Origin of the sequence: Lujinxingia vulgaris (assembly GCF_007997015.1) — a bacterium.
Classification (GTDB): Bacteria; Myxococcota_A; Bradymonadia; order Bradymonadales; family Bradymonadaceae; genus Lujinxingia; species Lujinxingia vulgaris.
This window is the reverse complement of sequence record NZ_VOSM01000007.1, coordinates 190,388-212,172: the sequence shown is the minus strand read 5'-3', so window position 1 is coordinate 212,172 and position 21,785 is coordinate 190,388. Positions and strand designations below refer to the sequence as shown.

Below are 21,785 nucleotides of genomic sequence, written 5' to 3'. Positions count from 1 at the left end.
CTTCACACCGAGAGGCGGTGCGGAGGGGATTTTTTGTTCACGATGATGCGTAGTGGAGGAGTACATCATGTTTAACCATCCGGACGTCGAGGAAATCGATTCAGGCAGCTACGAAGTCTCGCTTAATGGGACCAGCACCGGTTTTGCCTGGTTTGCACTCGATGGTTTTGGCAATCGCACCGCTTATTTTACGCTCGCCACGGGCACCACGTTCCCCTTCGTCATGACGTTGAACCAGACGCTGACGTTCACACGCATCAAAGAAGATTTCAAAACCCCCGGTGAGTTCGGAAAATGGGGTTTGGCTCAGCTCGGCGGGTCGGCGGACTACCACTGCATGATCGAGACGCTGATTGCCTGGAACGGAAACTGAACACGGGCGCAACACGCAGCCTCATTCGGCTGCGGCATGGCAAGACAGCTGAATGAAACACTCCGACGCGCTCAACCTTGAAGGTTGAGCGCGTCGAGTACTTCTTGCACGCTCAACACCTCGCGTCGCGCCCGACGCTGGTCTGGCGTCAGGCTATCGGCGAGTGCCCTGACGCATTGGCGCGCCTCCTCAGGAACCACATCGACAAGGGGCGCCAGCAGACCGATGATCTGCGCGCCAATACTGGGCAAGTGGCAGGTCTGCGCGCTCTCCATCAGCTCGGCCTGTTCGATCCAGTCGACCTCACGACCACAGCGGACCGCGAGCGCCAGCGCCAACTTCGCGCCCCAGGTGTTTCCGGTGCGGCTCCATGCCTGATACGCGCTCATCGCCATGGCGCGGGCGGTTGCGTCATCGTTCAAGCGAAACGCCATCGCCGCCTCGACCAGCCCGAGCAACCCGTCGAGTTCAGGAATGGCCAGCTCTCGGGCTGCCGCCAAAAAAGCCTCATCCGGCGCGCTGAGGGCATCGCAACGGTAGGCCAGGCGGCGCTGCAGAATGCGCGCGCGCACCACATAGACCGGCTGGTGGCGGCGCTCCGCGAGCTTTCGCGCTTTGAGGATGAGGTGCTCGGCCTTCTCCAGCTCGCCACACTCCAGCAGGGAAGTCGCCGCGTTGAGCGCCGAGGAGAGGCGCGCGCTGACACGACTTTTCAGCCGTGCAGCCTCGGTGTGCAGGCGCGCGGCGTCTTCAAAACGGGCCTGGCGGTAGTTCATCAGCCCCATCCAGCCTCGCACCGTGCCCTGGATCTCTTCGCATGCATGCTCCCGAGCCCAGGCTTCGATCTCGGCCATCACCCGCTGGCCGACCTCGCGCTGGCAACCCCAGGAGGCCTGAAGACGAAAGCGCTGGCGGCGAAGCTCCAGCTCCGGATCATCGAGGGGCGCGACCTCGTCCATCGTGGCCAGGGCGGTGGGGCCCTGAACCTGCATGCTCAAGATCGCCGCGCGCACCAACGTCTCGATGCGCCGCCGGCGCTCATCGGGCTCGCCGGCGCGCTCCATCGCGGCGAGGAATCGCTCCAGCTCGCGCGGAGACCCGTTGGAGAGGGCGATCTTAGCCCAGGTCATCAGCAGGCGGTCCCGCTGAGGTCCGCGCTCATCGGGGCTTAAGCGCAGCGCCGCCCATCCCTCATCGAGCAAGGCAATGGCGCGGCCGAGCTCCCCGTCGCGATCGAGATTCTCAGCGCGCAGGCAGGCCTCTTCGGCAGCGCGGGCGGAGTCGCCGGCCTGCACCAGATGAAAGAAGCGCTGCGGATGCCCCGCGGGAAGCGCCCTGGCGATCTTTTTGTGCGCATTGCGGCGGTCATCGAGCTTCCAGTCGACAAAGAGCGCATCAAAAAGCGGCACGATCACATCGTCTTGCCCCTTCTCAGGGAGAAGCCCCTCCTGGACGAGCGCCTCGATCTCGGCTTCGACTTCCCAGACCGGGCGCTTCATCAGCGCGGCCAGCACGCGGGCCTCACGCAGGGGGTGCGCAAGGCTCAACCAGGCCAGAAGATCGCGCCGGGGGCCGCGCGGGGGCAGAGGCGCTGCAAGCTCTTCGCGCTGAGCGCTGACGCGGGCGCCGGCGCGCAGCCTGCCCAGCGCCGCAGGCTCCAGCTGCACGCGCGCGCCTGCGGCGCGGGCCACGCCGACCCGAATCCAATCATCGAGCTCCTGGGCCACCCGGGCGGGCCGCCCGAGCGTGCGTCGCCACAGCTCATGCGCCCCGCCGCTGCGCAGCCCGAAGACCTCTTCATGCCCCACAAAGAGCCCCTGGAGTTGAGCGGGTGTTAGATCGCCGAGTTCCACTCGCGGCACAGCAGCCTGTTGCGGCTCCACCGCGCGCACCATCGCCCCCAGCGGACGCACCGCATCGAGGACCCTGCGCGACCAACGATCGACCTGCTCCAGGTCGTCGATCAGCACCACCCCGCCCTCTTGCAACACCCTGCCAACGCGCTCTCTGGCGAGGGCTGAGACGTCGTCAAACCCGCCCTCTTGCTCAACATCCGAGGTGCCAAAGGCCCACAGGCTCTCCAGCGGTCGGTTGCCGGAGACCACACGCAGCACCTGGCGATCGCCGCGGGCGCGGTACACATCTTCGATGGCGTCGAGCAGGCGCGAGCGCCCCGAGCCCGGCGGCCCGGTCACATCGATGGGCTGGCGCTGCTCAATGGCCTGCTCCACCTTCGCAAAGGCCGCCTCTCGCCCCAACATCGGCCACTCCACCTCCTGGTAGCGCTGGCGACCGGCGGCAAACATCGAGAGGGCGTGCTGCGCACTGGCCGGGCGGCGCTCCGCAAAACGCGCCAGCAGGCGGTAAACCAGCGCCTCAACCTCATCGGGCACCCCGCGCACCCGCGGCTCCCAGTCAGGCAGCGGCTCCAGGAGCACCGCCTTCATCAACTTCGAGACGGAGTCGGCCTGGTAGGGGCGCTCTCCCACCAGCGCCTCATAGATCATCACCCCCACCGAGTAGAGGTCGCTCTGCGGACTGGGTGCCTCCCCCCGCCATTGCTCTGGCGCCAGATACACCGGGGTGCCCCGCACCACCCCGCCGGCCTGCACGCTTAAGCCCTGGGATGAGGCCACCCCGAAGTCCAGCAGGGTGACGCGCCCGGCATCATCGACGAGCACGTTGCCGGGCTTTAAGTCGCCGTGGACCACCCCCTGGCTGTGCACCAGCGCCAGCACCTTGAGCAGGCTGCGCACCCGCACCGCCAGCCCCTCCCAGCCGTAGACGCCCTTGCCGGGAAACGGTCGCCCGTCGACATAGTTCATCACCAGGAAGTAGCGCCCCTGATGAATGCCCTCATCGCGAAGCTGCACCACCCCGGGCACGTCGAGCACGCGCAAGATCGCCGCCTCCCGCCAGACGTGGCGCTGCTCAATGATCGGCTCTCGGGTGTCCAGGATCTTGACGGCCACCTGCTCATCGAGCAGGCGATCACGCGCAGCATAGACCGCCCCAAACCCACCGGTCCCCAGCCGATGCCCCAGCACGTAGCGCCCGGCGAGCTCTTCGCCCGGGCTTATGGCGGAAGCGGTGGCCTCCGCGATGGTCTCACTCATGGTACTCCCAACAACCATTGTTTCCCCCCGACTGGCATTGCGACCCGGCCTTCACCTGGCTTCAGCAGGCTGCACGCGCTGACCTCGCCAGAGATCTTCGATCTCATGGCCGCTCAAAATCATCACACCGATGGCTTCATCAGGCTTCAACCCTAACGCCCGCGCGTCAGGCAGGCAAAGCTCGTAGCCCCGCGGCACGCGGCGGTAGCTGGCGAGCGTCGCCGCAAACGCCCGATCTCCGGGGCGCTCCACACTCACCAACAGCTCGCCCTCGGCCTGCTCGCGCGAGGCGAAGCTGCCGGCATAGATCGCCGGATGCGTGCGCTGAATCAGCCGACAACTCTCGGTAGGGCACACAAAGGTGGGTCCCCCATCAAAGGGGTCAATGCTGCGATCCCACTCAAATCCGATCGCGCGCAGCATCTTCTCCACCGGGCGCGTCGGCCCGCCGACCACCCCGATCTTCTCGCGCACGTGTTCGGGCAAAAGCGCGGTGTAGATCGGCGTCTGCGGAAAGAGGCTGCGAATAAACTCCACATTCTGGCGGCTGAGCTGATCGGCCTCCCGGTACTCCAGCCCCGTGAAGTTCGCCCCCAGGCACTCCCAGAGGTCGCTGGTGCCATCGGGGTTCAGCTCCGGCAAGAGCTCGGCGATGATCGCCTCGCGAAACCAGTCCCGATGCGCCCCGATAAACAGAAACCTCATAAAACTGAGCAACTTACCCAGCTTCATCGGGTGCCCCTGGTAGGCCGGATCGAGGATCAGCCCGCCGATCTCGGTGGGGCCATCGTAGTTAAAGGTCAGCTGCAAGACCTGATGCACGAAGTATTTGGCCAGCGTCTGCGAGTATTTCTGCTCCTGACGCACCTCAAAATAGACCGTGGGACGCTCAAAACTGCCGTGCTGAGCGATGATCATGGAGGTGCCGATCAGACGATCCGCCTCCACATCCTCCATCACAAAGACGTACTGACGCTCATGATGAGGCAGCGCCCCGGCAAAGCTCAGCCGGCTCTCCTCAATGATCGCAGCGAGTTTGTCGCGGGAGGCCGGGAGGTTGAGGGTGTTGAGGTGGTGGGCCAGACGCTCGAGTTGGTCGAGGTCGTCGGTGTGCACATCGCGCAATACGATCATCGCATCGCTCCAGCACGTAGAGATAAAGCGTCCGCAGGGCGGCTCGCCACAGGAAGGGAGGGAATTTGTCAGCGCCACAGGCGTTGCTTACATTGATGGGTGGAGCATAACCTTTGCCCGGGCGCATGCAAGCACGCAGGCGCACTTCGACCCCACCATGTTGCCACGAGGAAGGAATGGCTGATCGCTTCGAGAAGGGCCTGAAGTTGCTGGGACGTAGAGCGCGCCGGGCGGCGCGTCGAGCTACCGGTGAGGCGTCGCTGCGAGCGCTGCGCACCTCGGTGGTGAGCACGCGTCAGGGCGCCGCGCACACCGCATCGCTGGTGGCGCATGCCCCGATGGTTCAGAGCGCGCGTTTTGTGATCACCTCCGGACCTATCAAAGATCTGGCGCTGATCTGCGGACGTGCCGGCGTGGCCGGCGCGGTGGTCGACGGCGCGCTCGGCGGCATGAACGCACTTCGCGCGATGAACCAGGGACGCATCGACGGCAAACAGGCCGTGATTCACGCCGGCTCCGAGGCCGGCTGCGGATTCCTGACCAGTTCCTCGGGCACCGCCGGCACCCTGGCCGCCTACATGATCACCGGCACCATGGGACCGGCCGCGTTGGTCGCCGGCATGGGCGCCTCACTGGGCGCGCGCTACCTCTACCGTCAGGTGGTTGGCGAGACGCTGCCGCCCGAAGAGGCCAACGCCTCCGATGCCTCGGACGATCCGGCGCGTGAGGCCCGCGATCAGCCCGATCCCCCGAGCGTCAGCCCGAGCGCCAACAACAATGATGATGTCCCCGGCGACGTCATGGAAGATATCGGTCCGCGCAAGAACTAACGCGCCAATCCGTCCGCCGCCGGGTGAGAGACTGAGGCATCTTCTCCGCGTTCTCATTTTCGGCGAGTACGTCGACGTCTGGCGTGAACGCAAACTTCAGGCGTGAACACAAGAGCCCGCCCCACCTCCTATGGTGGGGCGGGCTTTTTGATTCACGCACGACCTCTGCGCCAGAGTCTCATGCGACCGCTGCGCCAGAGTCTCATGCGACCGCTGCGCCAGAGTCTCACAGCTCCCCTCGCCCCACTTCCCTCCCAATGTTCATCTTCGCTCGACCATTGACTTGCCCCCGCGTCCGGATAATTTTTTTCTACTTCAACCTTGTCGTCCGATGACGAGCCTCACCGGGCTCCTACGCTTGATGGATACACACTTCTAAGGGGTAACCTCGATGCGCCATATCACCCTCATGATCACCGCCTTCGCCACAATGATGCTCCTCTTTGCCGGCTCTGCCAGCGCCCAGGAGCCCACCTCAGCGCCGGCGGCTCCTGCCGAATCGGAGCTCTCGCCAGAGGGCGACGTCACCATCACCGACACCCCCGACTTGAGTTTTGGCCTGGGCACCCTCGACCTGACCCTCTCCGGCGGCTTAAGCGGCGGGCTCTACCTCTTCGCCGAGCCCGGCGTCGACCTCGGGCTGATTCCCCTGGGCGATGGCCTGACGCTTGGCCTGGGCGGCACCGTCAACCTGGGCTGGTGCCTGCTCTGCGCCGGCGTCACCGCCCTGACTCCCCTCAACGTGAGCGCCTGGTACGTCAACCCCCTGGCGCGCGCCACGCTGCACTTCGACGCCATCGCCAAAGCCGTGGATCTTCCCCAGCTCGACACCTACGCCGGCCTCACCGCTGGCCCCTCCTTCTACAGCTTCACCCTCTCGGTCGATAACGATCCGGCCCAGGGCGACTTCAGCGAGACGACGTTTTTGCTCGGCCCGCTCTTCGGCGCGCGTTTTACCGTCAACGAAGATAACGGCTTCTTCCTCTTTGCCGAGGCGCGCCTGCTGATGGAGTTTGGCTACAACACCATCACCTTCCGCGACAGCAACGGCACGGTTTACACCCAGGATGACGGCGTCTCCCGCGGCGGTATGGACTGGGTGGGCGGGCTGGGACTGCGTTTCTAAACCGCGACGAAAAAAGGCTCAGCGCAACAGCCCGGCGGCCTCTTCCAGCGCGCGCACCGCGCCGTGGGCGTCGACGCCAGGCACGCTCACATAGCGCGCCACAAGCTCCGGGTGGCCGTCGGCCATCACCCGCGGCAGGCCCACAACCTCCAGCATCGGAAGATCGCCCGGGCTATCGCCCACGGCCATCGTGCGCTGAAGATCGACGCCGAGGAGCTGCGCCGCCCTCCGGGCGGCGCTCCCTTTTGAGACGCCCTGGCGCGTCACGCTGGCAAAGAGACTCTCCGGCAACGCCGGCGACGACGCCCGCCCCACCTCACAGCCGGCAAGCGCCAGGGCGGTGGCGCGATCGATGTGCTCCGGCGCCACAATCCAGTGCGCGCGCACCACACGCTCCGACTGCAACACCTCCAGAAGATCGCGCTCGGCAACCTCCAACCCCAGCACCTCGGCGTGGTGGGCGCAGCGCTCGCAGATGCGATCCACAAAAATGTCGTGCGTGGTGTAGAGCTCCACAGTCAGCGTGTGGTGGCGGGCGTGCGCCACCACCTCCCGCAGCGGCTCGGCGGGCAACGCCTCGCAGATCAGCACCTCCTCGCCGGCCAGCATCAACGCGCCGTTATGAAAGATATGCGGGGCATCCGGGTCGAGGCGTTTTGCAACGTCGAGCGCCACCCCACAGGCCGCGCGCCCGGTACACACCGCGATGCGAACGCCCGCCTCGCGCGCGCGGACAGCCGCCTCCCAGACCTCCACAGCCACCTGCCCGTCGGGGCCGATCACCGTCCCATCCAGATCGAGCAGCACCAGATCAGCCCTGCGCATCACCCACCTCCCAGACTTTGTCCTGTCGAGCGCGCCTGGCTCAGCCCCTCCCCAAAGAGCAGCGCACGACTCAACGCCTCAAAACGCGCGCGCTCCTCGCGCGAAAGCTCACCGTAAAGCTGGCGCGTATCAAAAAGTTGAAGCTCCAGCTTGCCGGCGACCACCCGCGCGGCCGGCCCCACCCGATCTTCATCGCAACCATGCGCCCGCGCGATCGCCAAGGGCGTTGACCCTTTGCGCCAGTGCAAGCGCTCCACCAGCACGTGCACCGCCGCCGCCAGGCTCTCCGCACCCAGATAATCTCCAAATCGCTCGTGGCATGCCTGCGCCCACAACCTCAGCGCCGTCTCTGTGAGCTCCAGCCCCCGCTCCTCCTCGCCAAGCACATCGAGCAGGTGCGCCAGCGCCTGCGGAAAACGCAGGGGCGCAAGCCCCGTCCGCCCCCGGCGCTGACTTCCGTCGAGCACCACCTCAAACTGCCGCCGCAGCTTCTGGTTGACCTCACGGGCCCGCTCCACCACATCGCCCACCTCCACCGAGCGACGGATCAGCCGCTCACGCAAAAGATAGCGTGCCGATGGCGAGCGCCGCACCGTCAGCGAGCTCGTCGCCGCACGCACCACTTCCCCCAGGCGTTTGAGCACCTCCAGGCTCTCCAGCCAGCGCTCATCATCCTGATAAACGCGCGCCAGCCCATCGAGGATCCAGGGGTTTCCCAGGTCCCGGTCCAGCGCCCCGAGCAGCATGCTCACCGCCGGCGCGCTCTGCCCGCCGGCGCGCACTGCCAGCGCCGCGCTTCGCAAAAACTCCGCGGCATCATGCGCCTCCTCCGCCTCCACGAAGGCCTCCAGAAAGCGCAGCGCCGCTCGCCAGGGCGCTCCCCGCTCCATGGCCACATGCCCCAGCGCGTAACTTAAATGCGGATCGTCGGGCTCAAACTCCCGCGCGCGCTCCAACCACCCCTCCGAACGCTCCACATCTTCTTCGACCAGATAAAGGTAGCCTAAAAAGGTCGCACAGCGGCTGCGCGCCTCAGCCTCCTCCAGCCCCTCAAAAAGCCGCAGCAAATAGCTGACGGCCTCCTCATGCCGCTCCCGCTCAATCAACGACTCAACCCGCACCTCCAGCCACTGCCGCGGGTCGATCACCTCCCCGCCCTCAACGCCCTCGTGATCTTTCATGGCCCGGTCCTTTCGATCGTTTTAGCGCGCCTCATCCTCATCTCAGTCTAAGAGCACAGCAAAATTGCATTCACTCGGGTTGAAACCTGAACCCGGAAGGTTTATTTCCTGAACTTATGCGCAGGAAGAGCGCTTCAGGGTTGTTTCCATTGACTCCATGATATGTGTGCCCAGTTTCGGGCGCTCTCTCAATAATCTCGGGGGCTCGACCATGCTCACCCACCTCGTCATCCGCAACTTCGCCATCATCGAACACCTGGAAATCCCGGTGCGCTCAGGCTTCACCGTGCTCACCGGCGAGACCGGCGCGGGTAAGTCGATCATCATTGATGCGCTGAACCTGCTCCTGGGCGGTCGCGCCACCACCGAGGTGATCCGCACCGACGAAGATGAAGCCGTCGTTCAGGGCGTCTTCGAGCCCGGCGAAGCCACCGCCGAGCGCCTGCGCGAAATCCTCGGCGAACAGGGCATTGAGTTTGAAGGCCAGCTGATTGTGCGCCGCATCGTCAGCCGTTCCGGACGCAACAAAGTCTTCATCAACGGAAGTCTCACCACCGTCACAAACCTCGCCACCATCGCCCGCGGGCTGGTCGACATCAGCGGCCAACACGAGCATTACAGCCTGCTCCGCCCCGAAGAGCATATCGGCCTGCTCGACGCCTTCGCCAACCTGAGCGGCGACGTCGAAGAGATGACCGAGGCTTACCGCGAGGTCAACGCCATCCGCCGCGAGCTTAAGGCAATGCGCGAAAACGTGCGCGACCGCCTCCACCGCGCCGACTTTTTGCGCTTTCAGCTCGTCGAGATCGACGCCGCCGAGCTCGAGACCGGCGAAGAAGAAGAGCTCGAAGGTGAAGTCGACCGGCTGCGCTACGCCGAGAAGATCAACGACGCGGTGCGCAGCGCCGTCCGCCACACCTACGCCGACAACGACTCCGCCGTAGAGCGCCTCGGTGAGGCCGTCGACGCGCTCAAGCGCGCCTCCCAGTACGATCCCCGCCTCGAATCCCTGGCCCAGCGCCTCGAAGAGGCCCGCATCGCCGCCGAAGAGGCCGCCCGCGACCTCCAGGATCACGACCTCGACGTCGACAACGACCCCAACCGCCTCGACAGCGTCATCGAACGCCTGGAAGTCATCAAAAAACTTCGCCGCAAATACGGCCACGACATCCCCGCCATCCTGGAGAACGCCGCCCAGATGCGCGAGGAGCTCCACCGCCTCGACAACGCCGAGGAGCACGGCCAGGAGCTCGAAGCCCGTCTGGAAAAAACCCGCCAGAAGGCCTGGGTCATCGCCCGCAAACTCAGCAAAGCCCGCCGCGAAGCCGCCGTCGAGCTTCGCCGCCGCGTCGAGGCCGAGCTCGGCGATCTCAACATGGCCCGCACCCAGTTCGTGGCCCACTTCACCCCCGCCGACCTCCCCCCGGCCCAGGCCTCCGAGGCCGACGAGAGCATCACCCTCGACGCCCGCGGCTTCGACCGCCTCGAATTCCTGCTCGCTCCCAACGTCGGCGAAGAGCCTCGCCCCATGGCCAAGATCGCCAGCGGCGGCGAACTCTCACGCATCATGCTCGCCATCAAGACCGTACTCGCTGAACGCGACGCCATCGACACCTACGTCTTCGATGAGGTCGACACCGGCATCGGCGGCGCCACCGCCGATGTCGTCGGCCAGAAGATTCAAAACGCCTCCCGCGACCACCAGGTCCTCTGCATCACCCACCTGGCCTCCATCGCCTCGCGCAGCGACCACCACTACCTCGTCGAAAAGATGCTCGTCGACGACCGCACTCAATCCATCATCCGCCCCTTAAGCGACGACGAACGCATCGAAGAGATCGCCCGCATGCTCGGCGGCGCCCGCGTCACCACCACCACCCGCGACGCCGCCCGCGAGCTCCTCACCCAGCAGGTCCGCTGATCCATTCTAGCGACAAAAGCCCCGGAACCGGGGCGACCTGAAACGAAAAAAGCGCGCCTGCCGGCGCGCTTTTTTTCTTCCATCGTCGGACTCCTCAGCCCGGACTGAGAACCCTCAGCCCCCCGGCATCGCATAGGTCGCCGAGACCCCCGGCCCCAGCGGCAGCCCGAACTGCACCCACACGATCAACAGAATCGTCCACGTGATCCCCAGCGCCACCGAGTACGGCAACATCGTCGTGAGAATCGTCCCGATCTTGATGTCTTTCACATAACGCTGCGCAAACACGATGATGATCGGCAGATAGGGCATCAGCGGCGTGATGATGTTGGTAATGGAGTCCCCCACCCGATACGCCGCCTGCACCACCTCGGGGCTAAAACCCATCATCATCATCATCGGCACAAAGATCGGCGCCATAAACGCCCACTTCGCGCTCGCGCTCCCCACAAAGAGGTTCATCGCCGCCGAAACCCCCAGGAACGCCAGCAAGAGCGGCATCCCCGTCAGCCCGATCGCCTCCAACCCCTCGGCACCCCGCACCGCCGTGATCGCCCCCAGGCTCGTCCAGTTGAAGTACGCCACGAACTGCCCGGCCACAAAGGCCAGCACCACGTACGCCCCCATCGTGCCCATGGTGTCGCTGGCCATCTTCGCAACATCTTTGTCGCTCTTGATCGACTTCATCACCACCCCGTAGACAATCCCCGGGAAGATGAAGAGCAGCGCGATGAGCACCTCCACCGCCTCAAAGTACGAGTGCAGCGCGTCGACAGGAAGCCCCCCGGGCTCCACCGGATCGCGCAGCGGAGACCCCGACCAGATCCCCAGAAACGCGATGCCGGCAGCCACCACCGCGCCCACTCCCAGCGCGATAAAGAACGCGCGACGCTCCTCCGCTCCCGGCTCCTCGGCCTGCTCATCCCCGCTGTATTCATCACTGGCCTGCGAGGGGTTCCACTCCCCGAGCATCGGCTCGACGATCTTCGTCGTCACCCACGTGCACACCACGGTCACCAGCAACGTCGACACCACCAGAAAGTAGTAGTTCGCCGTGGCGTTGACCGCATACGTCGGGTCCAGCGTCTCAGCCGCCTGACCCGTCAGCCTGGCGAGCATCGGGTCGAGCCCGGTAATGAGCAGGTTGGCGCTAAACCCGCCAGAAACCCCGGCGTACGCCGCCGCAAGCCCCGCGATCGGGTGGCGCCCCAGCCCCGCAAAGAGCAACGCCCCCAGTGGCGTAAGCACCACATACCCGGCATCGGCCACCATTGAGCTCATCACGCACGCAAACACCAGCGTCGCCGTGATCATGCTCCTGGGCACCGAGGCCACCAGCACCCGCAGCCCCATCGTGATAAAGCCCGTGCGCTCAGCGACGCCAATCCCGATCATCACCGTGAGCACCGGACCCAGAGGCGCAAAGCCCATGAAGTTGTCGATCGCGCTCAAGAACATCCACCGGATGCCCTCCCAGCTCAGCAGGCTCTGCACCGTCTGCGTGCTCAGCTCCCCGGAGGGCTGACGCACCTCGGCGCTGGCACCGGCAAAGAGCGCCGAGGCCACCACCACCATCGCCGCCATAATCACAAACAACGTCAGCGGATCGGGCAGGCGGTTGCCGGCGGCGGCGATCTTCTCGAGCACGCGCACAACCAGGTTGGGTCGCTCTTCTCGGGGGGCACTTGCGGCCATGGGGCTCTCGTCGGTCGGTCAGGTCAGATGGTTGTTAGATAAAACCGCCCGCTCAGGGCTCGCTCTGGATCGTATCAAGCTGCTCGTCGGGGCCAGACGCCGCCTCGCGCTGGGCCAACGCCCGCGGCGCCGCCTCCCGCAACGCCTCGGTGAGCTTCGCTCGCCAGGGCACCACGATCTCGCTCTTAAACGACGCCAGCGACTCGCCCTTCAACGGCTCCCCCCGCGCGGTGTCCACACTCAGGGGATCGATGTGGCGACCGTTCTGCAGCATCTCGTAGTGCAGGTGCGGCCCGGTCGAGCGCCCCGTGTTGCCACTCTTCGCCACGAGCTGCCCGCGCGTCACCCGCACTCCCGCGCGAATCCCCCGCGCGAAGTTGTTGAGGTGGGCAAAGCGCGTCTCAAACCCGCCGCTATGCCGGATCTTAATGAGATTGCCATAACCGCCGGCCCTCCCCGCAAAGACCACCGTCCCGTCGGCCACCGCCTGCACCGGCGTACCGATCGGCGCCCCGTAATCCACCCCGCGATGCATTCGCGTCCCACCCAGCACCGGGTGCACGCGCCGACCATACCGGCTCGTCACCCGCGTAAAGGGAAGCGGGCTGCGCAAAAACTGCCGCTGCAAACTCTCCCCCTCCTCATCGTAATACCCCGGCTCCTCCCCCCGCTCCTCATCGTAAAACGCCCAGTACGTCCCCCGCTCCCCCATGTACTTCGCGCCAATCACTCGCCCGTAACGCAAGAACTCCCCTTCGAGGTAGACCTTCTCAAAGATCATCGCGAAATGATCCCCCGCCCGCGTCTCGGTGTTGAAGTCGATGGTGTACTGAAAGATCTCCATGAACCGGTGCGCCAGCGCGCCGCTCTCCCCGGTCGCCTCCAGCGCCAGCCAGAAGCTCGACGCAATCGAGCCCGCCACCGCCTCGTGCCGCGTCTCGATCGGCACCTCCTGCTTGACCGCCACATACGTGCCGTCATCCTGCAGCGTGGTCACCCAGATGTCCTCCGGGGAGGTCTGGTAGCGAAACTCCACGATCTTGCCGCTCTCGTCGGTCTCCACCCGCCATTGATCGCCGGGACGGCTGCGCCGAAAGTCGAACTCCTTCTCCGTGGCCGTCACCACCTCGTGGATCGCTCCGGCCGAGACGTTGCGCGCCTGCAAACTCACAAAGACCGACTGGTTGGGCTTGATTTCGCCTGCGATCACCGCAGCCTGACCCTCGGTGAAACTCGCGCTCAACGCCGCCTCTTCGGCCTTCTCCGCCAGAATCGCCTCGGCCTCACCGCTCGTCAGCGTCGCCTGCGAGAGCGCCACCGCGCTGTTCACCCGCATGTACGCCTCGGCAAACGCCAGGCCGTGCGCCAGCGCCTGCTCATCAGGCTCTTCCTCCCCGCCCACCACCATGTAGACCAACGCCCCCACCGCCAGCAGCACCAGCAACGCCGTCAGCCAGGGTCTTCCTCGCCGGCGACGGCGTCGGGGGTGCAGCAACATATCCTGCTTCGGCCAGCGACCTCGCATACGTCCTCGACTGCTTCGTGCGTAGGGCCGTCGTCCTTTGCGTCAATCTTCGGCCCTGAAAATTCTGCCTAACCTTCACCGTGGCGCCCCCGGGCGTCAAGGCGATCGCGCCCGCGCCCACGCACGCTCCAGCCCCTTTGCCCCCTGCCATGCCCCCGAGACTCGCCACGCGCTCCGGCTGCACCTCTGGCCGATGGACCTTATCCCATGCGCCTGATCGACCTTAGTTCAAATTGAAACACTCGTGATCAGCACCTGATCGATCGTCCTTTAACTTGAAGCACCCGGGGTCAGAACCTGATCAACCCTCCCGCCAGGTGAAGCATGCGTGATCAGCACCTGATCGACCCGCCCGCCAGTTGAAACACCCGTGATCAGCAGCTGAGAGCCTTCCTCGCCAGTTGAAACACCCGTGATCAGCAGCTGAGAGCCTTCCTCGCCAGTTGAAACACCCGTGATCAGCGCGTGAGAAGCCTTCCTTCATCCGGCGCACACCTCCCTCAGCCCGTGTTCGACCTTCCTTCAGCCGGCACACACCTCCTTCATCGCCTGATCGACCTTCCTTCAGCCGGCGCAGGCCTCGATCAACACCTGTTCAACCTTCCTTCAATTCCCGAACACCTCGATCATCGCGTGTTCGCCTCTCTTTCAATCGGCGCAAACCTCATCCAACACGCGATCGACCCTCCTTCAACTCGCAAACACCTCGACCATCCCGCGTTCACCACGCTTCCGTCCGCCAAACTCCCCCCCTCACGCGCGTACACCCCCCACTCCGCCGAAAAACGCCTCGACGCTCGCGTGAACGGGACACCTTCGGCCCTCAACCCCCAGCCCTCCCCCTCGTAACACCTCGTGAATTCCCCACCCGAAACGTTGACAACACAAGGTCGGTTGAGGCTAATCGGGCCCACGAAGCCCCGGTCATTGGTCTGTACGGGCAGGAGAGCCCTTGAGACGCCGCATCACCCTCATCACCCTGTCGCTCCTGGCAGTCACCCTGCTCGGCGGCGCCCTCTTTCTGCCGCGCCTGGCCGCGCCGGTCGTCGAGCGCGCGCTGCCCGCCACCCTGGCGCGCGCTGGAGCCACGGGCACCTGGAGCGCGCTCACGCTCAGCTGGACCGGACGCCTCACCCTTCACGATGTCACCGTCGAGCATCAGGCCCTGGCCACCCGCTTTCAGGCTGCCGAGATCACCCTCAAAGCCAGCCCCTTCTCGCTGCTCACCAAAACCCCGGAGCTGACCTCCCTGCAGGTACAAGACGCCGCACTCACGATCGACGATCCCACCGCACTCCGCCGCACCCTCCAGGGGCACGCAGGCTCCGACGACCAGCCCGCCAGTAATGACGCACTCGCTGACCCGCCCAGCACGCCGACGAGCACTTTGAGCGCCGACCCGCGCCTGGCGCACCTGCTAAACAACCTGCCCGACGTCGCGATCAACCATATCACCCTCGATGCCGGCGTCGCCCACCCCGCGCTCTCCATGGCGCTCACCGACATCGCGCTCAAAAGCCGCGGCGACAGCTGGGAGGTCAGCGCTACCAGCACCCTCCCCGCCCTGCTCCACCCCTTCGCTCAAGACCCAACGCTCCCCATCAACGGGTCGCTCTCCCTCGCCCGTCGCGACGCCCGCCTCGAAGCCGGCCGCGCCGACGCGCCGGCCCTCCAGCTGGCCGGACCGGCCGGCTCTGCCATCGAGGTGGCCCAGGCCACGCTCGACGCCGGCACCCAGACCCTGACCTTAAGCGGCATCGAAGCCACCCTCTCGCGCGGGCCCCTGGCCGCCCGCGCCAATCTTCCCCTTTTGCACCTGAGCCCCGGCACCACAACGCCCCTTTTTGCTCGACTGGAACGCCCGCGCGTCGCGCTGCTGCGCGCCACGCAGCAAACGGCTGACGCTGGTAACCCCGACGATCGCTCAACCTCCCGGATAACCCGCGGTGGCCTCGTCGATCTTCTGCGCGCTGCCGCCTGGGCCACCGAGCTCCGGGCCAGCGAAGGAGCCATCGAGCTGCCGCCTGCCGCCGACGCCGAAGGCTCCTCTGATGCCTCGCCACAGCCCCTCCTGCAGAACGCCACGCTTCGCTGGCACCGGGGCCAACTCGACGCCTTCGCCGACTCCGAGCGCGGCCGCGCCCTGGCGAGTCTCATCCTGCACCCGGCCTCGCTTCTGCCGCGCTACGCCCGCGTACACCTCGAAGGCGTCAGCCTCGACGCCCTCCCCGGCCTGACCACCCAGCGCACCCTGCCGCGGCGCGGCTTCCGAGGTGAGTATGGCGGGAAGTTCGACCTCTTTGTGGAGGCCATCGCCGGCTTCGACGCCATCCCCGACGCCCTGGAGCCCGAGCGTGGCTACGCCCTGCGCGCCGCCCTCTCCCTCTCCGAGGGCTGGATCGACACCGAAGCCCTGGCCGACGAGCGCCTCGAAGGCCTCAACCTCGACGCCCACGGCCAGGGCTGGCTCAACATCGACCGCCCGGCCATCTCCACCGAAAACGCCCGCGTCAGCTTCCGCGGCGTCGACGCCCGCCTCGACGCCTCCCTGGATCTCAAGCCCGGAGAACGCGCGCTTAGCCTGAAACTCTCCTCCCCCCGAGAGATCCCCTGCCAGAGCCTGCTGGGCGCCGTCCCCGAAGCCCTCCTCGGCGTCGTGGCCAACGCGCGCGTCGAAGGCGACGTTACCCCCGCCCTCGACCTCATCCTGGCCGAAGAGCTCGCCAGAGTTCGCGTGCGCATCAGCGGCTTTGAAGAGACCCCCTGCCGCTTCACCGGCCTGCGCATCCCCTACGCCGAACGCGCCGAGGTCGCCTTCAACATGGAGCGCGCCCGCGTCTACCCCACGCGCCGCACCCTGATCGCCCGCCCCGACGACGACCCCACCCCCGAGAGCGTGCCGCCGGCACGCCACGAGCTCATCGGCGACTTTTTGCTCTTCGGCCCCACACCCGAGCCCGCCGAGGAAGAGCCCCTCCCCGACTGGCACCGCTACCGCCGCGACGTGGGCTGGCTCAACGGTCCCTTCATCAAAAAAGTCGAGGAAGGCGTCAGCGACGACGCCAACATCCGCGTCGGCCCCGGCACCTCAAGCTACGTGCCTCTCGACGAGCTCCCCGGTTATGTGGGCGGCGCGATGTACCTGAGCGAAGACATGCTCTTCTACTCCAGCCGCGCCCTCTCCACCGCGCTTATCAACCGCGCGCTGCGCATGAACATCTCGCGCTCGCGCTACGTCTACGGCGGCTCCACGCTGACCCAGCAGCTGGTCAAGAACCTCTTTTTGACCCGCGATAAGACCCTCTCTCGCAAGATCCAGGAGGTGATCATCGGCTGGCGCATCGACGAGATCGTGCCCAAAGAGCGCGTGCTCGAACTTTACCTCAACGTCATTGAGTTCGCTCCGGACGTCTACGGCATCGGCCCGGCCGCGCGCTTCTATTTTGAGAAAGACGCCCGCGAGCTCACCCCGCTCGAAGCCATCTTCCTGGCCAACCTCAAGCCCGCTCCCTGGGAGGGCCCGCGCCTTGTGCGCCGCGGCCGCACTCCGGAGCGCGGCTGGTGGATCGAGCGCACCGCCGAGATCGGCCAGCGCCTGGTCGACTACAACTACCTAAACCCGGCCCAGGCCGCCGCGATGGCCCCCTACGTGGTGACCTGGCCCGAGGCCCGCGTCGAGCTCGAGCGCGAGCGCTACCGCCAGGCCCGCAAGGCCGAGCGCGAGCGCCAGCAAGAGCTGCGCGATCGCCTCCGCGGCGACGCCAATCGCTCCCCGCACTGAGCCGCCCGAACCGGCCGGCCACACCTCGCCACCCGCCACACGACAAAGGGGAGCATGATTGCCACAGGCGGCCATCGTGATTAGAACTTGCAGGCTTTCGCGTCCTTTTCTGTCACTATTTTCAGGAGCTCCCCGGTGGAACTTACCCGATACACCCTCGACAACGGCCTGACCGTCCTCCTCCAACCCACCGCCACCGCCCCCGTGGTCGCCTGCAACGTGTGGGTCGGCGTGGGCAGCGCCGATGAGGAGCCTTTTGAGGCCGGCCTGGCCCACGTACACGAACACATGCTCTTTAAAGGCACCGAACGCCGCGGCGTGGGCGAATTAGCCCGCGAGATCGAGTCGGCCGGAGGCCATATCAATGCGTTCACCTCCTTTGATCAGACCTGCTACTACGTCGTCATGAGCAGCCGCTTCATGGAGACCGGCCTCGACATCCTCTCCGACGCCATCCGCAACTCCTCCTTCGACGCCGAAGAGCTCGAGCGCGAGCTGGAGGTCATCCAGGAAGAGATCAAACGCGGCGAAGACAACCCCTCCCGCGTCGCCACCCAGCAGCTCTTCGAGACCGCCTACACCACCCACCCCTACCGCCTGCCCGTCATCGGCACCTCGGAGTCGGTCGACTCCTTCGATCGCGACGCCGTCCATGCTTTTTTCAAAAAGCACTATGTCCCCTCCAACATGGCCGTCGTGCTCGCCGGCGACTTCGAGCTCGATGAGGCGAAGGCGCTGGTGGAGCGCTACTTCGGCGACTTTAAGGGCCCCGACTACAACGCGGTCGTCCGCCCCTCGGAGCCGGATCAGAGCGGCGTTCGGGTGAGCGCGCGCCAGCGCGACATTCAGCAAAACCACCTGCGCGTGGCCTTCCACATCCCGGAGGCCGCCCACGAAGACATCCCCGCCCTCGACGTGCTCAGCATCATCCTGGGCTACGGCGACGCCGCGCACCTCTACCGCGTCATCGAGCGCGAAGAAGAGCTGGTTAACGCCATCTACGCCAGCGCCTACAGCCCCCGCGAAGCCGGGCTCTTCTTTGTCGGCGCCGACTTCCAGCTCGACACCGATCGCGACGAGACCGCCCCGGCCCACGTGCTCAAACGCGTGCTCGAAGAGACCTACCGCTTCGGTGAGGTCGCCCCCAACCAGGTCGATGTGGAGCGCGCGCGCACCCTGCTCGAAAGTCAGGCCATCTACGGCAAGCAGACCATCGAGGGGCTCGCCATGAAGATCGGCCACTACCAGATGGTCGCAGGCGATCCGGCCTTCGAGCAGCTCTACTACCAGCGTCTGCGCCAGGTGACCCCGGCCGACGTGCAGCGCGTGGCCAAAACCTACCTCCGCCTGGAAAACACCTCGGTGGCCCTGCTCAGCCCGAGCAGCGAGCCCGAGGTCAGCGATGCGTCGCTCGTAAAAAGCGCCGAAGACGCCCACGCCCGCGTGCAGCGCGACATCGTCGATGCCGATGCCACCGCCGACGACGAAGGCTTTGTGCGCGTCGAGATCCCCGACGGCCCCACCCTCATCGTGCAGGTCGACCGCAGCGTCGAGACCTTCTCCATGCGCGCGCTCACCCTGGGTGGCCTGCGCTACGAGACGCCCGAGAGCGCCGGACTCAACCAGATCCTCGCTGAACTGCTCACCGAGGGCACCGAAGAGCGCAGCTCCCTCGCCCTCGCCAGGGAGGTCGAGTCGATGGCCGCCTCCATCGGCGGGCTCGCCGGCCGCAACTCCTTTGGCCTGGGCATGACCGGGCTGACCCGCTTCTTTGATCGTTGTTTCGACATCTTCGCCGACGTGCTCAACGGCGCCACGCTGCCCGAGGAGGAGTTTGAGCGGGTGCGAAAACTCCAGCTTCAAAAGTTGCGCGCGCGTCAGGACCAGCCCGGCGCGGTCAACTACGAGCTCTTCGCCCGCACCTTCTTTGGCGATCACCCTTACGCCTACCCCATCCTGGGCACCGAAGAGAGCTTGAGTTCGCTCACCGCCCAGCAGCTTCGCGACTACCTGGCCGAGCGCCGCAACCCCGGCCAGCTCGTCATCTCGGTGGTCGGCGATGTCGACATCGACCACACCGTCGCGCTGGTCGAGCGCTACTTTGTACGCCCGCACAGCCCCTCGGTGAAGATGCCGGCCATCGCGCCCGCCCCCACCTTTGAGCGCCCCACCCTGGTCACCCTGCCTCTCGACAAGGAGCAGGCCCACATCATCGCCGGCTTCCCCGCCCCCCTGCTCGGCACCCCGGAGGCCGACGCGCTGGAGCTCATCGACGCGGTGCTCTCCGGACAGGGCGGCCGCCTCTTCTACGAGCTTCGCGACCGCCAGAGCCTGGCCTACAGCGTCTTCGCCAGCCCCATCGTCGGCCTCGACGCCAGCGCTTTCACCGTGCGCATCGGCACAAGCCCCGAGAAGATCGAACAGGCCGTGCTGGGCATCCGTGAGCAGATCGAACGCCTGCGCAGCGAGCCGCCCACCGACGAGGAGATCGCCCGCGCCAAACGCTACCTCATCGGCAACCACGACATCGGCCTGCAGCGCAACAGCGCCCGCGCCATGACCTTCGGCCTCGACGAGCTCTACCGCATGGGCTACCGCCGCTCCCTCGACTACGGCGATCGCCTCAGCGCCCTGAGCGCAGACGACCTCTACCGCGTCATCGAGACCTACCTCGATCCGCAGAAGATGGTCGTCGCCATCACCCACCCCTCCGAGACCAAGATCAATCCCGATCTTCTCAAGGGCTGAGCACGACACATCACGCGCCCCTTCGGGGCGCGACTCCCGTCCAAACGCAAAGAAGCGCGGCCCCTCATGGGGGCCGCGCTTCTTTGCCTTCAAGCATGATCGCCGCCAGATAACCTCCGGCCCGAACCCTGCTCAGAATCAGAAAAGATCGTCGATGCGCTCAAGCAAACGCTCAGTCTGCTCGATGGTGCCCACGCTCATGCGCAGACAACCTTCCAGACCCGGGTAGCTGGAGCGGTCACGCACGTACACCCCGCGCGCCTCCAGCGCTTCGAGGGTGCCGGCGATATTGGCCACACGCACCACCACGAAGTTCGCCGACGTGATGTAGGCCTCAACCCCGCGCGATTCAAAGAACTCGCCAAGCATACGCTTGGACTCGCGTACCTGGTCGAGGAAGGCGTTGAGGTAGTCGAGATCGCCCAGCGCGGCGATCGCGCCGATCTGCCCCAGCGAGTTGACGCTCTTGGGGTTGTAGATGCGACGCAGGCCATCGACCAGCGCCGGCGACGCCGCCAGATAACCCACCCGAAGCCCCGCCAGCCCGAAGGCCTTGGAGAAGGTGCGGGTCACAATCAGGTTGTCGAACTCCCGCACCAGGTTCACGCCGGTGACCTGGCTGAACTCAAAGTAGGCCTCGTCGAGCACCACGATCGTCTCGGGGAAATCCCGACAGAACGCCGCGACGACTTCCGGATCAAAGACCATCCCCGTGGGGTTGTTCGGGCTCACAAGGTAGAGCAAGCGGGTGCGACGCGTCATCTGCGCGCGGATCCCCTCGAGGTTCGGATCAAAGGCGGTCTCGCCACGCACCGTAATCACGTTGGCGCCGCGGCTCTGCGCAAACACCATAAAATGATTGTAGGTGGGCACGGGAATGACCACGTCATCGTCCCGATCCAGGTAGGTCGAGCAGATCAGGTGCAACGCGTCGTCGCTGCCGTTGGTCACCAGCAGCGAGTCGGTGCTCACGCCGGTGTAATCGGCCAGCGCGTCGAGAAGCTCAACGCTACCCAGGCGAGGATACCAGTTCAGCCCCCGACCGTGGGTCAGGTATTGAGCGATGGCAGCCGTCACACGCGGGCTGGGCTCAATGGTCGACTCGTTCCAGTCGAGCTTGAACACCGTGCGATGATCAGGTTGCGCCTCAATGGCCGCCTGGCTGCTCACCGCCTCATAGGGGGTCAGCGCCTGAATGGTGGGAGCGACATCAATACGAGACGCAGGCGGGGGCACCGCCCGCAACCTTTGCGTCTCTCGCTCACCCTCTTTGCTCGCTACATCCACCATGCGAAAGTCCAAATTGGCATTCGACATACGTCCCTCAACCATCGCTGGTAACTTCAATTCGACCAGCAAACAAGCCGGCCACCGGGCCCGCTTGAAACTGCGGTGGTATGGCATAATGGCACACCAGCGTCAAGAAGAGGACTGAATGCCCCTTCAAAAGATTCATCGCCATTGTCGACGCAATGAGCGGCGTGCCAAGTTTTTGTCCGGCAACGGGATTTGCGTTGCGGACGGGGGCCC

At 65.7% G+C, this 21,785-nt stretch carries 13 protein-coding genes; 6 read left to right on the top strand and 7 right to left on the bottom strand.

The window, feature by feature from the left end; genetic code table 11:
• Window positions 1-67: 67 nt before the first annotated feature.
• Entirely contained in the window at window positions 68-373 is a 306-nt protein-coding gene (locus FRC98_RS14810; protein ID WP_146982216.1) for a hypothetical protein, read from the top strand.
• A 71-nt stretch (window positions 374-444) separates the two neighbouring features.
• On the opposite strand, the gene FRC98_RS14805 is transcribed toward FRC98_RS14810, so the two are convergent.
• Window positions 445-3,489 carry a serine/threonine-protein kinase gene (locus tag FRC98_RS14805; protein ID WP_230467645.1) on the bottom strand — a complete coding sequence of 1,015 codons (3,045 nt, stop codon included), beginning with the start codon at window positions 3,487-3,489 and terminating at the stop codon, window positions 445-447.
• 51 nt (window positions 3,490-3,540) lie between these two features.
• The gene (locus tag FRC98_RS14800; protein ID WP_146982214.1) at window positions 3,541-4,623 is read right to left on the bottom strand and encodes an arginine N-succinyltransferase; all 1,083 of its coding nucleotides are present in this window, start codon (window positions 4,621-4,623) and stop codon (window positions 3,541-3,543) included.
• A 176-nt stretch (window positions 4,624-4,799) separates the two neighbouring features.
• Here FRC98_RS14800 and FRC98_RS14795 point away from each other — a divergent pair, with 176 nt between their 5' ends.
• Both FRC98_RS14795 and FRC98_RS14790 read left to right on the top strand, forming a co-directional pair.
• A complete protein-coding gene (locus tag FRC98_RS14795) occupies window positions 4,800-5,453 on the top strand; it encodes a hypothetical protein (RefSeq protein ID WP_146982213.1) in 654 nt (217 codons plus the stop codon).
• A 391-nt stretch (window positions 5,454-5,844) separates the two neighbouring features.
• Window positions 5,845-6,579, top strand: coding sequence for a hypothetical protein (locus FRC98_RS14790; RefSeq protein WP_146982212.1), 735 nt, complete (start codon window positions 5,845-5,847; stop codon window positions 6,577-6,579).
• Window positions 6,580-6,597: 18 nt separating this feature from the next.
• On the opposite strand, the gene FRC98_RS14785 is transcribed toward FRC98_RS14790, so the two are convergent.
• Window positions 6,598-7,404: an HAD family hydrolase gene (locus tag FRC98_RS14785; protein WP_146982211.1), complete on the bottom strand. Its 807-nt coding sequence runs from the start codon at window positions 7,402-7,404 to the stop codon at window positions 6,598-6,600.
• Window positions 7,404-8,585, bottom strand: a complete 1,182-nt coding sequence (locus tag FRC98_RS14780; RefSeq protein WP_146982210.1) for a tetratricopeptide repeat protein — start codon at window positions 8,583-8,585, stop codon at window positions 7,404-7,406. The genes FRC98_RS14785 and FRC98_RS14780 overlap by 1 nt, the downstream gene beginning before the upstream one ends.
• A 211-nt stretch (window positions 8,586-8,796) precedes the next feature.
• Between FRC98_RS14780 and recN the strand changes: the two genes are divergently transcribed.
• The gene (gene recN, locus FRC98_RS14775) at window positions 8,797-10,506 is read left to right on the top strand and encodes a DNA repair protein RecN (protein ID WP_230467644.1); all 1,710 of its coding nucleotides are present in this window, start codon (window positions 8,797-8,799) and stop codon (window positions 10,504-10,506) included.
• A 114-nt stretch (window positions 10,507-10,620) separates the two neighbouring features.
• Here recN and FRC98_RS14770 read toward each other — a convergent pair whose 3' ends face one another.
• Both FRC98_RS14770 and FRC98_RS14765 read right to left on the bottom strand, forming a co-directional pair.
• Complete coding sequence (locus FRC98_RS14770; protein WP_146982208.1) at window positions 10,621-12,201, bottom strand: AbgT family transporter; 1,581 nt, start codon at window positions 12,199-12,201, stop codon at window positions 10,621-10,623.
• A 52-nt stretch (window positions 12,202-12,253) separates the two neighbouring features.
• Window positions 12,254-13,726: a peptidoglycan DD-metalloendopeptidase family protein gene (locus tag FRC98_RS14765; RefSeq protein ID WP_146982207.1), complete on the bottom strand. Its 1,473-nt coding sequence runs from the start codon at window positions 13,724-13,726 to the stop codon at window positions 12,254-12,256.
• A 952-nt stretch (window positions 13,727-14,678) separates the two neighbouring features.
• On the opposite strand from FRC98_RS14765, the gene FRC98_RS14760 reads away from it, so the two are divergent.
• On the top strand, window positions 14,679-17,507 hold the full coding sequence (locus tag FRC98_RS14760) for a transglycosylase domain-containing protein (protein WP_146982206.1): 2,829 nt from the start codon (window positions 14,679-14,681) through the stop codon (window positions 17,505-17,507).
• A 135-nt stretch (window positions 17,508-17,642) separates the two neighbouring features.
• Window positions 17,643-20,255 (top strand): M16 family metallopeptidase, encoded by a 2,613-nt coding sequence (locus FRC98_RS14755; protein ID WP_230467643.1) that lies wholly within the window; start codon window positions 17,643-17,645, stop codon window positions 20,253-20,255.
• Window positions 20,256-20,393: 138 nt separating this feature from the next.
• On the opposite strand, the gene hisC is transcribed toward FRC98_RS14755, so the two are convergent.
• Complete coding sequence (hisC, locus tag FRC98_RS14750) at window positions 20,394-21,572, bottom strand: histidinol-phosphate transaminase (RefSeq protein ID WP_230467642.1); 1,179 nt, start codon at window positions 21,570-21,572, stop codon at window positions 20,394-20,396.
• Window positions 21,573-21,785: the final 213 nt, after the last annotated feature.